Annotated in this window: 14 protein-coding genes; 6 read left to right on the top strand and 8 right to left on the bottom strand. The window is 58.8% G+C overall.

Going from position 1 to position 16,110, the window contains the following annotated elements; all coding sequences use genetic code 11:
* Nucleotides 1-15 precede the first annotated feature (15 nt).
* From ybiB to VZP09_RS04245, 8 genes are all read right to left on the bottom strand, one after another.
* Entirely contained in the window at nucleotides 16-984 is a 969-nt protein-coding gene (gene ybiB / locus VZP09_RS04280) for a DNA-binding protein YbiB (protein WP_060568449.1), read from the bottom strand.
* Nucleotides 985-1,013: 29 nt separating this feature from the next.
* Nucleotides 1,014-3,170, bottom strand: a complete 2,157-nt coding sequence (gene dinG, locus VZP09_RS04275; protein WP_004147693.1) for an ATP-dependent DNA helicase DinG — start codon at nucleotides 3,168-3,170, stop codon at nucleotides 1,014-1,016.
* Between the two features lie 187 nt (nucleotides 3,171-3,357).
* Nucleotides 3,358-4,713 (bottom strand): ATP-dependent RNA helicase RhlE, encoded by a 1,356-nt coding sequence (rhlE, locus tag VZP09_RS04270; protein ID WP_004151702.1) that lies wholly within the window; start codon nucleotides 4,711-4,713, stop codon nucleotides 3,358-3,360.
* Nucleotides 4,714-4,927: 214 nt separating this feature from the next.
* On the bottom strand, nucleotides 4,928-5,920 hold the full coding sequence (locus VZP09_RS04265) for a transketolase family protein (RefSeq protein WP_004176778.1): 993 nt from the start codon (nucleotides 5,918-5,920) through the stop codon (nucleotides 4,928-4,930).
* A complete protein-coding gene (locus VZP09_RS04260; RefSeq protein WP_002895753.1) occupies nucleotides 5,920-6,765 on the bottom strand; it encodes a transketolase in 846 nt (281 codons plus the stop codon). The genes VZP09_RS04265 and VZP09_RS04260 overlap by 1 nt, the downstream gene beginning before the upstream one ends.
* A gap of 13 nt (nucleotides 6,766-6,778) precedes the next feature.
* Nucleotides 6,779-7,528 carry an SDR family NAD(P)-dependent oxidoreductase gene (locus VZP09_RS04255; RefSeq protein ID WP_002895750.1) on the bottom strand — a complete coding sequence of 250 codons (750 nt, stop codon included), beginning with the start codon at nucleotides 7,526-7,528 and terminating at the stop codon, nucleotides 6,779-6,781.
* A gap of 50 nt (nucleotides 7,529-7,578) precedes the next feature.
* Nucleotides 7,579-8,910 (bottom strand): MFS transporter, encoded by a 1,332-nt coding sequence (locus VZP09_RS04250; RefSeq protein WP_109231926.1) that lies wholly within the window; start codon nucleotides 8,908-8,910, stop codon nucleotides 7,579-7,581.
* A gap of 287 nt (nucleotides 8,911-9,197) precedes the next feature.
* Nucleotides 9,198-9,335: a hypothetical protein gene (locus tag VZP09_RS04245; protein ID WP_032424177.1), complete on the bottom strand. Its 138-nt coding sequence runs from the start codon at nucleotides 9,333-9,335 to the stop codon at nucleotides 9,198-9,200.
* Between VZP09_RS04245 and VZP09_RS04240 the strand changes: the two genes are divergently transcribed.
* The 6 genes from VZP09_RS04240 to VZP09_RS04215 all read left to right on the top strand — a co-directional run bounded on the left by VZP09_RS04240 (nucleotide 9,327) and on the right by VZP09_RS04215 (nucleotide 16,069).
* The gene (locus VZP09_RS04240; RefSeq protein ID WP_004179102.1) at nucleotides 9,327-10,250 is read left to right on the top strand and encodes a LysR substrate-binding domain-containing protein; all 924 of its coding nucleotides are present in this window, start codon (nucleotides 9,327-9,329) and stop codon (nucleotides 10,248-10,250) included. The genes VZP09_RS04245 and VZP09_RS04240 overlap by 9 nt on opposite strands.
* A 73-nt stretch (nucleotides 10,251-10,323) precedes the next feature.
* A complete protein-coding gene (gene cecR, locus VZP09_RS04235; protein ID WP_328794918.1) occupies nucleotides 10,324-10,983 on the top strand; it encodes a transcriptional regulator CecR in 660 nt (219 codons plus the stop codon).
* The gene (gene hlyD, locus VZP09_RS04230; RefSeq protein WP_002895745.1) at nucleotides 10,983-11,978 is read left to right on the top strand and encodes a secretion protein HlyD; all 996 of its coding nucleotides are present in this window, start codon (nucleotides 10,983-10,985) and stop codon (nucleotides 11,976-11,978) included. The genes cecR and hlyD overlap by 1 nt, the downstream gene beginning before the upstream one ends.
* The gene (locus tag VZP09_RS04225; protein ID WP_017880322.1) at nucleotides 11,971-13,710 is read left to right on the top strand and encodes an ATP-binding cassette domain-containing protein; all 1,740 of its coding nucleotides are present in this window, start codon (nucleotides 11,971-11,973) and stop codon (nucleotides 13,708-13,710) included. The genes hlyD and VZP09_RS04225 overlap by 8 nt, the downstream gene beginning before the upstream one ends.
* The gene (locus VZP09_RS04220; RefSeq protein ID WP_328794917.1) at nucleotides 13,700-14,833 is read left to right on the top strand and encodes an ABC transporter permease; all 1,134 of its coding nucleotides are present in this window, start codon (nucleotides 13,700-13,702) and stop codon (nucleotides 14,831-14,833) included. Before VZP09_RS04225 ends, VZP09_RS04220 begins: the two co-directional genes overlap by 11 nt.
* Before the next feature lie 129 nt (nucleotides 14,834-14,962).
* Nucleotides 14,963-16,069 (top strand): ABC transporter permease, encoded by a 1,107-nt coding sequence (locus tag VZP09_RS04215; protein WP_004142068.1) that lies wholly within the window; start codon nucleotides 14,963-14,965, stop codon nucleotides 16,067-16,069.
* The last annotated feature ends 41 nt before the right edge of the window (nucleotides 16,070-16,110 follow it).

The following is a 16,110-nucleotide window of genomic DNA, read 5'->3' as shown; positions in this document are numbered from 1 at the left end:
ATCCTGCAGATCCGATCACCAACAGTCGTTGACGAGGCTGAGGCCCTGCTCCAGCGAGGTGACTTCCCCGCAGGCCACCAGACAGCAGGCAAGCTGGATCTTCAACGAGTTGGGCACCGGTTCGACGCCAGCGACGCAGCGTTCAATCCAGCGCGCGGTGACCTCAGGGTCTTTCGAGGTCGGCAGGACCACCGCCTCCGCTGCCATCTCAGTCTGGCGTTCGTACAGCACCCGCACGCCCTGCTCATCAATCAGGCTGATCTGCGGACAGCGCTGCGGGTTGGCGTACACTTCGCCCTCGGTACCATGCATCAGCAGCGCGCGGCCACCGGTCTCGCGAAAGAAGTTCGCCACCCGGGGAACATATTCCGGATGCGACACGCTGGAGAGACGCAATGCCTCCCCTTCGCCAAACGGCGTGGCCAGCTTGGCCAGGGTATGGGCGCTGTTGCGTACGCCCATCCGCCAGCGCATCGCCAGCTGTTTCTCCAGCGGCGGACAGAAGGCCCCCACCGGGATATACACCGGTTCATGGCCCTCCAACTGCGCCTGAGCCTGTCCGGCGTGCAGGGTGGCCGGAATGTCCAGCAGGGTAAAAATGGTTTCGGTCAGCACCCGGGTGGGATCGTGACTGACGCCGTGAACCACCACCGGAAATCCCAGCTTGTGCAGGAGCATCGCCAGCAGCGGCGTGAGGTTCGCCTGCTTGCGCGCGCCGTTGTAGCTGGGGATAACGATCGGCATCGGCTTGCCGGCCGGCGGGGTCAGGCGCAGCGTATGCTGCTGCATCGCGGCGTAAAAACCTTTCATCTCCGCTTCGCCTTCGCCTTTAATGCGCAGGGCAATTAATATTCCCCCCAGCTCCAGCTCCGGCACCTCGCCGTTCAGCATCCGCGCGTAGAGCGCACGGGCGGTCTCTTCATCGAGATCGCGGGCATGATTCTTACCGCGACCCACCTCTTTTATAATTTTGCTGTACTCCATGGCTCCCCCTGGTGCATCACGCGCCGGCGTCAGCGACGTTTACGGCCCGTCTGTTTTGCTGTCTGTTTTGCTTTCCGTTTTACTATAACCTCCGGAACGCCCGGCTGCTCTATGGGAAAAACAGGTAACGCGTTCAGTAGACGCGCGCCATAGTTTTTGGTCAACAGACGCTTATCGTAAATCACCACCTCTCCCCAGCAGTTATGGCTACGGATCAAACGCCCCACCTGCTGAATAAGATTAAAGGAGGCGCTGGGCAAACTCTGTACCTCGAAGGGATAACGATTGAGGCTTTTCAGCCATTCGCCTTCGGTGATCACTACCGGGCTGTCGATGGGCGGAAAAGCGATTTTATGGATATGCACCTGGCTTAGCAGATCGCCTTTTAAATCGAGACCTTCGGCAAAGGACTGCAGACCCACCAGCACGCTGCGCTCGCCGCTTTCCACCCGTTTGCGATGCAGCTCCACCAGCCGGTAGCGCGGCTGGTCGCCCTGCACCAACAGCATCAGGCGCAGATCGGTCACATGCTCGAGGAAGCGGTTCATCGCCCGCCCGCTGGCAAACAGCACCAGCATCCCGAGATGTTTTTTGCTCTCCACCTGCTGGCGAAAATAGGCCGCCATCTCGGCAATGTGCTGCTCTTCGTTATCCATCAGCGGTTCATAACGCATTTGAGGAATAATAATTTTCCCCTGCTCCACGTGGTTGAACGGCGAATCCAGCGCCACGAAGCGGTCCCCCGCTTTCTCCTTCAGACCGCTCATCTCCTGCAGGCGCGAGAAGCTGTTTAGCGAGCGCAGCGTCGCTGACGTCACCACGATATGCGGCACGCTGCGCCACAGCAGCCGTTCAAGCTGATCGCTGACGCGGATCCCGACGCAGTGGAACCAGACGTGGATCTGGCCATCGCGCACCACCCGCGTCGCCCATTTGGTTACCGGCGCGCCTGAGGACTGCGCCAGCGACGCCAGGCGCCACAGCTTGCTTTGGCTTTCAAACATGCCAAGGGCGCGGTTCATCTGCAGCAGCACCCGATGCAGGCGCACCACGTCATGGCTGCCGGTCTTTTCGCTGAGATCGTTCAGGAACAGCTCCGCCAGGCCGCGCAGCAACTCGGTGAGCTTCGCCAGCCGCTGGCAGATCTCCATCACCTCCTGCGGCAGTTCGCCCATCGGGAAGCGATGCTCCGCTTCCTGACCGGCGGGCATATAGAGATTGAGAATATTATTCAACGAAGCAATCAGCTCGAAAAGCTCTTCGCAATGAGCGGTGAGCCGCTCCGGATTGGCCAGCGGCGGCGTGGTTTTCGGACGAAACTGCTCCATGCAGGTAGCCACCAGCTTGCAGAATAGATCCAGCTGCAGGCGAAACCAGGGGGCGGTGATCTCGGCGCTCATCTCCAGCGCGTCGCGGGCGACGTCCGGCAGATGATGGCCTTCATCGAGAACCAGCAGCAGGTTTTTCGGCTCCGGCAGCACCGCTTCGCTCTCCATCGCCGCCATCACCAGCGCATGGTTGGCCACCACCACTTCCGCCTCCTGAATTTCCCGCCGCGCCACAAAGAACGGGCACTCGCGATAGTAGTGGCAGTTGCGGTTCAGGCAGCTGGCCTTATCGGTGCTCAGCCGGCTCCATAGCCCATCGTCGATGGCTTTGTCGGTATGGTCGCGCAGGCCGTCCCAGCGGTAGCTGTCGAGATCCTGCTTCAGGGTCGCGCACAGCTTCTGCTCCGCCTGATTATTCGGGGTGAGATCGTCATCGAGAAAGGCCAGCAGATCCTGCTGCGACGGCTCGGTGCTGGCCAGCGCCGTCAGGTTGCGCGGACAGACGTAGCGTCCGCGGCCAAAGGCGGCGGTGAAGCGCAGGTCGGGAATGATTTTACGCAGCAGCGGCAGGTCCTTACTGTAGATTTGATCCTGCAGGGCGACGTTGGCGGTGCTGACCACCAGCGTTTTTTGTTCCTCGCGGGCGATGGCGATGCCCGGGATCAGATATGACAGCGTTTTGCCGACACCGGTCGGCGCTTCGATAGCCAGATGCCTGCCCTCTTCCCCGGCAAGGGTTTTCGCCACATCGGCGATCATCTGCCGCTGCGGGGGACGCGGAATAAAGTCCGGGATCTGTTCCTGAAGCGCCTTATACCAGGCGGCGATTTGCGCTTTCAGCGCAGCGGTCAAAGCCATGAGAAAACCTGAATACTGTATAAACAGCCACTATTGTGCCATTTTTGCCCGCCCGGAGGTATTGCTTTCTGCGGAGTGTGGAAGCCTGCTCGACAAATAGTGTAATGGAAAGAAAAAGGCCCGCCGCCGCGTAGCGGACAGACGGGCCTGAGCCGGGGCGCGTTATCGCGGCCCGGACATCAGCGTGTTATTCGCCAGCCGGTTTACGCGGGCGACGGCGGCGCGGCGGTTTGCCGTCCTGAGTGCGCGCTTTCGGCGCCTCGCCGTCCTGACGGCGCGGGGCATTATTCTGGCTGCGCGGCTGTCCGCTGCGTCCCTGACCCTGGCCGCCGCGTCCCTGACCTTGCCCACGACCGCCGCCGCGCTGCTGGCGACCGTTCTGGATAGGTTCGGCTTTAATGGACGGATCCGGCTCATAGCCGGCAATCGCGATGCGCGGGATCTCTTTTTTCAGCAGGCGCTCGATATCGCGCAGCAGCTTATGCTCATCCACGCACACCAGCGATAAGGCTTCGCCGGTGGCCGCCGCGCGACCGGTACGGCCGATACGGTGGACGTAATCTTCCGGTACGTTCGGCAGCTCGTAGTTCACCACGTGCGGCAGCTCTTCGATATCCAGACCGCGGGCGGCGATATCGGTCGCCACCAGCACGCGAATGCCGCCGGATTTAAAGTCGGCCAGCGCGCGGGTACGCGCTCCCTGGCTCTTGTTGCCATGGATCGCCGCGCTGCGGATGCCGTCTTTGTTGAGCTGTTCCGCGAGGTGGTTGGCGCCATGCTTGGTACGGGTAAACACCAGCACCTGCTGCCAGTTGCCTTCGCCGATAAGCTGCGACAGCAGTTCACGCTTGCGGTTCTTGTCAACGAAATGGACGTGCTGGGTGATCTGCTCGGACGCGGTGTTACGACGCGCCACTTCCACTTCCAGCGGGTTGTGCAGCAGTTTCTCGGCCAGGCCCTTGATCTCGTCGGAGAAGGTCGCCGAGAACAGCAGGTTCTGTCGACGCGCCGGCAGTTTGGCCAGTACGCGACGGATGTCATGGATAAAGCCCATATCCAGCATACGGTCCGCTTCGTCCAGCACGAGGATTTCAACTTTATCAAGACTGACGGCGTTCTGATGTTCAAGATCCAGCAGACGGCCCGGGGTGGCGACGAGGATGTCGACGCCGCCGCGCAGCTTCATCATCTGCGGGTTGATGCTCACGCCGCCAAAGACCACCAGCGAGCGAATATTCAGGTATTTACTGTAATCGCGGACGTTCTCGCCCACCTGCGCCGCCAGCTCACGGGTCGGGGTCAGGATCAGCGCGCGCACCGGACGACGGCCCTTTGCGTGCGGCTCATTCTGGATCAGGCGCTGCAGCAGCGGCAGGGTAAAGCCCGCCGTTTTACCGGTGCCGGTCTGGGCGCTGGCCATCAGGTCACGGCCCTGCAGTACCGCCGGGATCGCCTGCTGCTGGATAGGGGTCGGCTCAACGTAGCCCTGCTCAGCGACAGCGCGCAGGATATCGGGATTCAGGCCAAGGGAATCAAAAGACATAACAACTCCGAACCGCCCCGGCCCGGTGAAGGGCGTAGTTTTCAGGGAGATTATTGCGATAAGAGATGGCAAAAACCACAATGCCATGAAGGGGCGCAGTCTAGCAGATTTTGTGACAGGCCGCATAAAATCTGCAAAAGAATACCGCGCCTGGCTGGCGGGCATGAGAAGGCCGCTGAGCGCGCTCNGCGGCCAGTGGGTCATAGCAGTGCGGTTAACGCAGACGATACTTAATTTTTTCGACAATCTTCGCGGTGGAGATGCCGTAGCGATCGTGGAGGGTCGGCAGGGCGCCGGCTAACAGGAACGCGTCGGGCAGCCCCACGCTATCCAGCTCACAGCGTACGCCCTTACGCATCAGCAGCGCGGCCACCGCTTCCCCCAGGCCGCCGACCGCGGTGTGGTTCTCCGCAGTTACCACCAGGCGGCCCGGCTTCGACGCCTGTTCAATAATCGCTTTCTCATCCAGCGGTTTGATGGTCGGCACGTGCAGGACCGCCACGCCGATATTATCGGCCCGCAGCTTTTCAGCCGCCTCCAGCGCGCGCATGGTCATCAGCCCGGAGGAGATAATCAGCACATCGTTGCCGTCCTCCAGCAGCTTCGCCTTACCCAGTTCGAACTGATAGTCATATTTATCCAGCACCAGCGGCACCTTACCGCGCAGCAGACGCATATACACCGGCCCCTGGTGATCGGCAATGGCCGGTACCGCCTGCTCTATCTCCAGCGCATCGCAAGGATCGACGATAACCATCCCGGGGATACCGCGCATGATCGCCAGATCTTCGGTGGCCTGATGGCTGGGGCCATAGCCGGTCGTCAGGCCCGGCAGCGCCGCGCAGATCTTCACGTTCAGATGCTCTTCGGCGATGACCTGGTGAATAAAATCATAGGCGCGACGGGTTGCAAAGGCGGCATAGGTGGTGGCGAAAGGAATAAATCCCTCCTTCGCCATCCCCCCTGCCGCCGCCATCAGCAGCTGTTCGGCCATGCCCATCTGGAAAAAGCGATCCGGGAAGGCCTGGGCGAAAATATGCAGGTCGGTATATTTTGACAGATCCGCAGTCATGCCGACGATGTCCGGGCGCTGCGCCGCCAGTTTTGACAGCGCGACGCCGAAGGGCGCAGGGACGGTCGCCTGGCCTTCATCAGCAATCGAGGCGATCATCGCCGACGTTTTTAAACGGGGTTGACTCTGGCTCATTACAGCACTCCTTCCGGTTTGTTAGCGTCCAGCACCGCGATCGCTTTTTGCCATTCGTCGGCATCGACGCGAATAAAATGGTTTTTATCGCGGGTTTCGAGGAACGGCACCCCTTTGCCCATCAGCGTGTCGCATAAAATGACCCGCGGCTGATTGCCGGAATAACTTTTCGCGTTGTCAAAGGCGGCCATCACCGCCGGCAGATCGTTACCGTCCACGCGCTGTACGTACCAGCCGAAGGCGGCCCATTTATCCTGCAGCGGCTCAAAGCCGAGGATTTTGCGTGAATCGCCGTCAGCCTGCTGTTTGTTGACATCGACAAGGTTAATCAGGTTGCTCAGGCCATAGTGAGCCGCCGACATCGCCGCCTCCCAGGTCGACCCTTCGTCCAGCTCCCCATCGGACATGGAGTTGTAGACCCAGGCCTTACTCTGTTTCTGCCGCAGCCCGAGCGCCATGCCGACGGCGATAGACAGTCCCTGCCCCAGCGAGCCGCCGGACATCTCCATCCCCGGGGTGTAGGTCGCCATGCCGGACATCGGCAGGCGGCTGTCGTCGGAGCCGTAGGTTTCCAGTTCGGCTTCCGGGATAATGCCCGCCTCCAGCAGCGCGGCATAATAAGCGATAGCGTAATGGCCATGAGAGAGCAGGAAGCGATCGCGCCCCTCCCACTCGGGATCTTCCGGGCGATAGGTCATGGCATGGCTGAAGGCGGTGGCGAGCACATCGGCATAGCCCAGCGCCTGGCCGATATAGCCCTGCCCCTGCACTTCCCCCATTTGCAGGGCGTAACGGCGAATACGCCACGCCGCCGCGGCGACTTTTTGTGATTCGGTCATCTTCATCTGTTTGCCTCGCTTAGTGAATTAACATGCCGCCGTTAACGTCCAGGGTGATGCCGGTGGAGTAGGAGGAAAGATCGCTGCCGAGGAACAGCGCGGCGCGCGCGATGTCTATCGCGTCGCCAAGGCGGTTCATCGGAATGCCGGCAAGAATGTTGGCCGTCATGTCATCAGTCAGCTTGCCGGCGGTAATGTCGGTCTGAATCAGCCCCGGGGTGATGCAGTTAACGCGGACGTTATCCGGGCCAAGCTCGCGCGCCATCGCCCGCGCCAGACCCAGCACCCCGGCTTTTGCCGCGCTGTAGTGCGGTCCGCCAAAGATACCGCCGCCGCGCTGGGCGGAGACGGACGAGATGCAGACGATGCTGCCGGATTTTTGCGCCCGCATGGTGGGGATAACCGCTTGCGACATCAGCAGCGTACCGCGCAGGCTAACATCAAGCACCGCGTCATAGTTGGCGCGCTTGATATCCATCAGCTTCAGCGGCTGGGTAATCCCGGCGTTATTGACCAGTACATCAACCCGACCGTATTTCGCCAGGATCTGTTCGATGGCCGCCTGCACCTGCACTTCATCAGCGACGTTGGCCGCCAGGCCGAGATGGCCTTCGCCTAATGCCGCCGCGGCGGTTTTACTGGCTTCGCCATTGAGATCGATAATGACCACTTTCGCGCCGTTTTCGGCGAATAATTTCGCAGTCGCGAAGCCCAAACCGCGTGCGGAGGCCGCGCCAGTAATAATGGCGACTTTATCTTTTAATAACATAGTTTCACTCCATGACATTACGTCATATTAATTAACAGGATATATTTCCGTTATTGTGGTTCATCGAGGAAAAGAATCACCACCAAACCAATGGCGGCGCAGATACCAAAATAGGTAAATACAGAATTAAAACTCCCGGTTTTATCAAGCAAGAAACCAGCCGCCATCGGCGCGACAAATCCACCGAGGTTGCCGCCGCTATTAATTATGGAAGAGGCGATTGGATAGGTTTTGCTATCCGAAACGGCCATACCGTACGCGGTAAAGGCTGGCCAGCCGATATTTAAACAAAAGCCGACAAAGAATAATCCAATACAAACTGCCAGGGTGCTGGCCGGGATATTCAGCATAATTAGCATCATGACCACCGTTGACACCGCAGTGAACATCATGGTGGGTTTACGCCGGCGGCCTAATAGCTTATCCGAAACCCATCCGCCGCCGATCGCGCCAATAAAGCCGCCGATGCACGGCATACTGGCCACGAAGCCCATACTCATTACATCGAAACCGCGCTCTTTGACTAAATACAGGGGGATCCAGGTTAATAATCCGTACAGCACGCTAACCATCATAAAATACGCCAGGCAGTCACCGAGAATATTTTTTGAGGTGAATAAGCCTTTCGCCGTATCAATTGGCGCCATTTTCTTTACCCGAATGATTTTATCCAGCCAGGTGAATCTTTCGGCAATTAAGATATTTTCGCGTACGCTATTATTATGACTTTCACGCCCGGCATTAATCTCTGCCAGTTCGCTTTGGGAAACAAATCCGCTCTCAGCAGGCTTGGATTTGACCAGCAGATACCACGCGATGGCCGCCACAATTCCGGGTATAGCAAAAGAGAAAAAGACCCACCGCCCCCCCCAGGTCACCGCAATCCACACCGCCAGCGGCGGCACAATAATCGGCGCAAACATGGTCGCCGCGATGTAAACGCCGGTTGCCGTGGCTTTCTCCTTTGGTGGAAACCAGTTATTTATGGTGGAAGCCAGCCCCACCGGGCAAGGCCCTTCGCTCAGCCCCAGTCCCAGCCGCACCAGCTTCAGGCCAAACACGGAGCTCACCGTGCCCATCAGCCAGGTAAAGGCGGAGAAGCCGAAAATGGAGAGCGACACCAGCCCCCGGGTACCGCGTTTGGCGATGAAAAAGCCGGCCGGGATCTGGCTTACCGCATAGCCGAGGAAAAACATACTGGCGATGGCCCCGGCTTCAAAATTATTGATATGAAACTCATCAATGATGAAAGGCAGTACCGCGCCAATATTCGTTCGGTCGGCGTAATTGATGGCATACACCAGAAAAATCATCGTCAAAACCACGAAACGATATTTCGTTTTCCTGGCGTCAGTACAGACCAGCGTATCTATACGTGACATAGGGTTTCCTCGTTTTATACCTCATCCACTTCGCTGTAAGCTGCCGCTTCGGATCACTGCGTTTTACTATCCATACAGGAGCAAGAGATAAATGCTTTTCGCCAGCGAAACAGGTGGTTAGGTGTTTTATAATTGCGATGCAAGCACATCGCAGTTTGTTATCAGGCCTGTGAGAGGAATATAACAACCCCAAAATGAAACGGTATTCAAAAAACCTCAATTATGATTGAGAAAAATTGAGTTAGTGACTTCCCGCAAATTTTTAGCGTTTTCTGACCTGCGCGCTTTTAACAAGATAAATTGTTAAGCCCATCACAAATTAACGTTGTTTTTTCGCTTTTCCCTATGCTGTACATCCCGGCTGCGCCACGCTGTTGGCTATTTTCTTTTATTCGCGCGCCGCGCAGGATGCCGCCATGAGCCAACCGCTACCCAATAAAAATCTGCCGATGCCCTCTTTACGCAATATCCAGGCTTTTATTGAAGTCGCCGCTACCGGCAGCCTTAATCTGGCCGCAGAGAATCTCAATATTACCGCCTCGGCGGTCAGCCATCAGATAGCCAGCCTGGAGCACTTTCTGGGGAAAAAACTGTTCTCCCGCAGCAGCAAAGGCGTCACGTTAACGGCGGTGGGAGAAAAATATCTCAAAGAGGTCTCCGGGGCGCTGAATATGATTGGCCAGGCCACCAGCCAGGTGATCAACGATATCCATCAGGATTATTTACGCATTCATTCGGCGCCGAGCTTCGGCCTGCTATGGCTGATGCCCCGTCTGGATAAATTCCGCCAGGCGTGGCCGGCGTTAAAAATCAGCCTGACCTGTTCATACGAAAGCATCCAGTTCTCCCGGGATAATATTGATATCGATATTCGTCACGGGCTGTCACAGTGGCCGACGCTGCTGGTCAGAACCATTAAAAATGAGCGCGTCCTGCCCTACAGCGCAGCGTCTTATTTAGCCAGCCATCCTGTGCAGGCTGTGGAAGATCTGCTGGCCTGCGATCTGATCCACTCCGACAGCACCTTGATTAACTGGAGCAACTGGCTGTCGTGGCACAAGGTCCGCGGCTGGCATAAAAACTTCATTTTTAATTTCGACCGGTCATATATGAGCATCGAGGCGGCCAGAATGGGAATGGGCGTGATCCTCGAGAGCAATCTGCTGGCCGGCGGACACGTGCGCCAGGGGCAGCTGACGCCGGTATTTGCCGACGAGCGGAGCATGCCGGTCGGCGCGCACCACTTCGTCCTCCCCCACGCTAATGAACAGAAGGAGAAGGTCCAGCGCTTCTTCGCCTGGGTCGCCGGAGAGCTGAAAGAGGAAGGGTTCCATATTTGATCCCGGCTGGTGGACAAACCGCCAGTCGGCGCCTAAAGTTAATCAATCGATTGATTAATTTTTACTGAGCGCGATGACCAGTAAAGGCGAACAGGCAAAAAATCAGCTTATCGCGGCCGCTATCGCCCAGTTTGGCGAGTACGGCCAGCACGCCACCACCCGCGATATCGCCGCCCAGGCCGGGCAGAATATCGCCGCTATCACCTATTATTTTGGCTCGAAAGACGATCTGTATCTTGCCTGCGCCCAGTGGATCGCCGATTTTATCGGCGACAATTTTCGCCCGCAGGCCGAAGCGGCGGAGCACCTGCTTGCCGGGGAAGCGCCGGATCGCCAGGCGATCCGCGACCTCATCCTTAGCGCCTGCCACAACATGATCCTGCTGCTCACCCAGGACGATACGGTTAACCTAAGCAAATTCATTTCCCGTGAGCAGCTGGCGCCGACCGCCGCCTACCATCTGATCCACCAGCAGGTGATTGCCCCCCTGCACCATTATCTCACCCGGCTGATTGCCGCCTGGACCGGCTGCGAAGCCAGTGATACGCAAATGATCCTCCATACCCACGCCCTGCTGGGCGAGGTGCTCGCTTTCCGTCTCGGGCGTNAAACTATCCTGCTGCGCACCGGCTGGACGCAGTTTGACGCGCAAAAAACGGAACAGATTTTCGAAGTCATTACCTGTCATATCGATTTCATCCTGCATGGGTTATCGCAAAGGAGTTTGGGCTGATGAAAAAACCCGTCGTCGTCATTCTGCTGATCGTGATTCTTCTCGCCGCGCTGGGCGGCGGCTGGTGGTGGTACCAGAGCAGCCGGCAGCAGCCGCTGACCCTGTATGGCAATGTCGATATCCGCACCGTCAACATGAGCTTCCGCGTTGGCGGTAGGCTGGCCTCGCTGACCGTCGACGAAGGCGACAGCATCCGCGCCGGGCAAACTCTCGGCGAGCTTGACCGCGCGCCGTATGAAAATGCCCTGCTGCAGGCCCAGGCCAACGTCTCCACCGCCCAGGCGCAGTATGACCTGATGATGGCCGGCTACCGCGCGGAAGAGATTGCCCAGGCCGCGGCGGCGGTGAAACAGGCGCAGGCCGCTTACGACTATGCGCAAAACTTTTATCAGCGCCAGCTCGGGCTGCGCGCCAGCAGCGCCATTTCCGCCAACGATCTGGAGAATGCCCGCTCCTCGCGCGATCAGGCGCAGGCAACGCTCAAATCGGCGCAGGATAAGCTGCGTCAGTATCGCGCCGGTAACCGCCCGCAGGAGATTGCCCAGGCCAAAGCCAGTCTGGAACAGGCGCAGGCGGCGCTGGCCCAGGCCAAACTGGACCTGCACGATACCGTGCTCACCGCCCCTTCTGACGGTACGCTGATGACCCGCGCCGTCGAGCCCGGCACTATGCTCAACGCCGGCGGTACCGTACTGACGCTGTCGTTAACGCATCCGGTGTGGGTCCGCGCCTATGTTGACGAGAAAAACCTCGGCCAGGCGCAGCCGGGACAAGAAGTGCTGCTCTATACCGACAGCCGGCCGGATAAGCCCTATCACGGCAAAATCGGTTTTGTCTCGCCGAGCGCTGAATTCACGCCGAAGACCGTCGAGACCCCGGATCTGCGCACCGATCTGGTCTACCGTCTGCGCATTGTGGTGACTGATGCCGACGGCGCGCTGCGCCAGGGAATGCCGGTGACCATCTCCTTTAGCCACGGGAACGGACATGAGTGAGACCGTCATCGCCTTAAACGGCCTGAGCCGCCGTTTTCCCGGTATGGACAGGCCAGCGGTAGCGCCGCTCACCTGCACGATCCGCGCCGGCTACGTCACCGGGCTGGTGGGGCCCGACGGCGCGGGGAAAACCACCCTGATGCGAATGCTCGCCGGATTGCTCAAACCTGATGAGGGCCGCGCCAGCGTGATAGGCTTCGACCCGCTAAAAGACGACAGCGCCCTGCACGCGGTGCTCGGCTATATGCCGCAGAAGTTCGGCCTGTATGAAGATCTGACGGTGATGGAAAACCTGACCCTGTACGCCGACCTGCGCAGCGTCACCGGCGAGGCGCGGAAGAAAATTTTCGACCGCCTGCTGGAGTTCACCTCTCTTGGTCCATTCACCGAACGGCTGGCAGGCAAGCTTTCCGGCGGGATGAAGCAAAAGCTGGGCCTCGCCTGTACCCTGGTGGGCGATCCGAAAGTACTGCTGCTCGATGAGCCCGGCGTCGGCGTCGACCCTATCTCGCGCCGCGAGCTATGGCAGATGGTGCACGAGCTGGCCGGCGACGGCATGCTGATCCTGTGGAGCACCTCCTATCTCGATGAAGCCGAGCAGTGTCGCGATGTGCTGCTGATGAACGAAGGCAAACTGCTCTACCAGGGTGAGCCGACGGCGCTGACGCAAACCATGGCCGGGCGCAGCTTTCTGGTTTCCAGCCCGCAGGAAAACAACCGCCGCCTGCTGCAGCGGGCGCTGAAGCTGCCGCAGGTTAGCGACGGGGTGATCCAGGGCAAATCGGTGCGTCTGATCCTGAAAAAGGACGCGCGCATTGAGGAAGTCCAGCAGCATGGCGACATGCCGCCGCTGCAGGTGGCCGACACCGCGCCGCGCTTTGAAGATGCGTTTATCGACCTGCTCGGCGGCGCCGGGACCGCTGAATCGCCGTTGGGGGCGATTATCCATCGCGTTGACGGCAGCAAAGAGGAAACGGTCATTGAAGCCCAGTCGTTAACGAAAAAGTTTGGTGATTTCGCCGCTACCGACCATGTCGATTTCCAGGTTAAGCGCGGTGAAATTTTCGGCCTGCTCGGCCCCAACGGCGCCGGGAAATCCACCACCTTCAAAATGATGTGCGGCCTGCTGGTGCCCACCTCCGGCAAAGCGCTGGTGCTGGGAATGGATCTCAAGGTCAGCTCTGGCAAGGCGCGCCAGCATCTGGGCTATATGGCGCAAAAATTTTCGCTGTACGGCAACCTCAGCGTCGAGCAAAACCTGCGCTTTTTCTCCGGCGTCTATGGCCTGCGCGGCCGGGCGCAAAATGAAAAAATCGCCCGGATGAGCGATGCCTTTGGCCTGGAAAGTATCGCCCGCCACGCCGCCGACGAGCTGCCGCTCGGCTACAAGCAGCGGCTGGCGCTGGCCTGCTCCCTGATGCATGAACCCGATATTCTGTTTCTCGATGAACCCACCTCCGGCGTCGACCCCCTCACCCGCCGCGAGTTCTGGCTACATATTAATAGCATGGTTGATAAAGGCGTGACGGTAATGGTCACCACCCACTTTATGGATGAGGCGGAATACTGCGACCGCATCGGGCTGGTCTATCACGGCAAGCTTATCGCCAGCGGGACCCCGGATGAGCTGAAAGCCCAGGCGGCGGACGACAGCCAGACGGACCCGACCATGGAGCAGGCGTTTATTACCCTGATTAACCGCTGGGACAAGGAGAATAGCCATGGGCAATAGCATTCTCTCCTGGCGGCGGGTCCGCGCCCTGTGCGTCAAAGAGACCCGGCAGATTGTGCGCGATCCCAGCAGTTGGCTGATCGCGGTGGTGATCCCCCTGCTGCTGCTGTTTATCTTCGGCTACGGCATTAACCTCGACTCCAGCAGGCTGCGGGTCGGCGTATTGCTTGAGCAGCAGAGCGAAGAGGCGCTGGATTTCGTCCATACCATGACCGGCTCGCCCTATATCGACGCCACCGTCAGCGACAGCCGCAGGCAGCTGATTGAGATGATGCAGGCCGGGCGCATCCGCGCCATGGTGGTCATTCCGGTGGATTTCGACCGCCAGATGNCCCGCCCCGGCGCCGACGCACCGCTGCAGCTCATCACCGACGGCAGCGAGCCCAATACCGCCAACTTCGCTCAGGGCTATGTGGAAGGTATTTGGCAAATCTGGCAGCAGCAGCGGGCGGAAGACCGCGGCGAAACCTTTGAACCGCTGATCGACGTGCAGATGCGCTACTGGTTTAACCCGGCGGCTATTAGCCAGCACTTTATTATCCCCGGGGCGATCACCATCATCATGACCGTGGTCGGCGCCATACTGACCTCGCTGGTGGTGGCCCGCGAATGGGAGCGCGGCACCATGGAGGCGCTGCTGTCGACGGAGATCACCCGCGCCGAACTGCTGCTGTGCAAGCTCATTCCCTACTATTTCCTCGGCATGCTGGCGATGCTGCTGTGTATGCTGGTGTCGGTATTTATTCTCGGCGTGCCCTATCGCGGCTCGCTGCCGATCCTGTTTGTCATTACCAGTCTGTTTTTGCTCAGCACCCTGGGGATGGGGCTGCTGATCTCAACCATTACCCGCAACCAGTTTAACGCCGCGCAGGTGGCGCTGAACGCCGCCTTTTTACCGTCGATTATGCTGTCCGGGTTTATTTTCCAGATAGACAGTATGCCGGCGGTGATCCGCGCGGTGACCTATGTGATCCCGGCGCGCTATTTCGTTAGTACTCTGCAAAGCCTGTTTCTGGCGGGCAATATTCCGGTGGTGCTGCTGGTCAACGTGCTGTTTTTGATTGCGTCGGCGGTGATGTTTATCGGTCTGACGTGGCTGAAAACCAAACGGCGTCTGGATTAGGTTTTGTCCGGTGGCGCTGCGCCGACCGGGCCTACGGTTTAACCAACATCGATTATACGGTTCGCCGATCCCGTAGGCCGGGCAAACGCAGTGCCGCCCGGCGTGGTTGAATGGGCCAAAGGAGCTATTATGTTTCACCGTTTATGGACATTAATCCGCAAAGAGCTGCAGTCGCTGCTGCGCGAGCCGCAGACGCGGGCGATTTTAATCATGCCGGTGCTGATTCAGGTGCTGCTGTTTCCCTTTGCCGCGACGCTGGAGGTGACCAACGCCACCATCGCTATCTACAACGAGGACAGCGGTCGCCACGCGGTGGAACTCACTCAGCGCTTTGCCCGCGCCAAAGCCTTTACCCACGTCCTGCTGCTGCAAAGCCCGCAGGCGATCCAGCCGACCATCGATGAACAAAAAGCTCTGCTGGTGGTGCGCTTCCCGGCCGATTTCTCGCGCAATCTGGATAACTATCAAACCGCCCCGCTGCAGCTTCTGCTCGACGGACGCAACTCCAACAGCGCGCAAATCGCCGCCAACTATCTGCAACAGATTGTGAAAAACTATCAGCAGGAGCTGCTGGAGGGTAAAGCGAAGCCGAACAACAGCGAGCTGGTGGTGCGCAACTGGTACAACCCGAATCTCGACTATAAATGGTTTGTGGTGCCGTCGCTTATCGCCATGATCACTACCATCGGGGTGATGATCGTCACCTCGCTGTCGGTGGCTCGCGAGCGCGAGCAGGGCACCCTTGACCAGCTGCTGGTCTCCCCCCTCGCCACCTGGCAAATTTTCGTCGGCAAGGCGGTGCCGGCGCTGATCGTCGCCACCCTGCAGGCAACTATCGTGCTGGCGATTGGTATCTGGGCCTATCAGATCCCGTTTGCCGGCTCGCTGCTGCTGTTCTATTTCACCATGGTGATTTACGGTCTATCGCTGGTGGGCTTTGGCTTATTGATTTCGTCGCTGTGCGCCACCCAGCAGCAGGCGTTTATCGGCGTGTTCGTCTTTATGATGCCGGCTATTCTCCTGTCGGGGTACGTCTCACCAGTGGAAAACATGCCGCAGTGGCTGCAGGATCTGACCTGGATAAATCCCATCCGCCACTTTACCGATATCACCAAGCAAATTTATCTGAAGGATGCGAGTCTGGAGATTGTGTGGGGAAGTTTGTGGCCGCTACTGGTCATAGCGGCCACCACCGGCTCAGCGGCGTATGCGATGTTCCGAAGGAAGATTGCGTAATACCCGTCATCGTTCAAACTACAACGGCGTTGGCTTTCCTT

It is taken from the genome of Klebsiella sp. EMBS2024 (genome assembly GCF_036233805.1).
GTDB lineage: Bacteria > Pseudomonadota > Gammaproteobacteria > Enterobacterales > Enterobacteriaceae > Klebsiella > Klebsiella pneumoniae.
Note: the sequence above shows the minus strand (reverse complement) of the source record. Positions and strands in the feature narration are given on the sequence as shown.

What these genes read in the sequence shown, in the direction of transcription:
- ybiB (WP_060568449.1), bottom strand. Translation starts at nt 984, where the DNA reads ATGGAGTACAGCAAAATTATAAAAGAGGTGGGTCGCGGTAAGAATCAT.
- dinG (WP_004147693.1), bottom strand. Translation starts at nt 3,170, where the DNA reads ATGGCTTTGACCGCTGCGCTGAAAGCGCAAATCGCCGCCTGGTATAAG.
- rhlE (WP_004151702.1), bottom strand. Translation starts at nt 4,713, where the DNA reads ATGTCTTTTGATTCCCTTGGCCTGAATCCCGATATCCTGCGCGCTGTC.
- VZP09_RS04265 (WP_004176778.1), bottom strand. Translation starts at nt 5,920, where the DNA reads ATGAGCCAGAGTCAACCCCGTTTAAAAACGTCGGCGATGATCGCCTCG.
- VZP09_RS04260 (WP_002895753.1), bottom strand. Translation starts at nt 6,765, where the DNA reads ATGAAGATGACCGAATCACAAAAAGTCGCCGCGGCGGCGTGGCGTATT.
- VZP09_RS04255 (WP_002895750.1), bottom strand. Translation starts at nt 7,528, where the DNA reads ATGTTATTAAAAGATAAAGTCGCCATTATTACTGGCGCGGCCTCCGCA.
- VZP09_RS04250 (WP_109231926.1), bottom strand. Translation starts at nt 8,910, where the DNA reads ATGTCACGTATAGATACGCTGGTCTGTACTGACGCCAGGAAAACGAAA.
- VZP09_RS04240 (WP_004179102.1), top strand. Translation starts at nt 9,327, where the DNA reads ATGAGCCAACCGCTACCCAATAAAAATCTGCCGATGCCCTCTTTACGC.
- hlyD (WP_002895745.1), top strand. Translation starts at nt 10,983, where the DNA reads ATGAAAAAACCCGTCGTCGTCATTCTGCTGATCGTGATTCTTCTCGCC.
- VZP09_RS04225 (WP_017880322.1), top strand. Translation starts at nt 11,971, where the DNA reads ATGAGTGAGACCGTCATCGCCTTAAACGGCCTGAGCCGCCGTTTTCCC.
- VZP09_RS04215 (WP_004142068.1), top strand. Translation starts at nt 14,963, where the DNA reads ATGTTTCACCGTTTATGGACATTAATCCGCAAAGAGCTGCAGTCGCTG.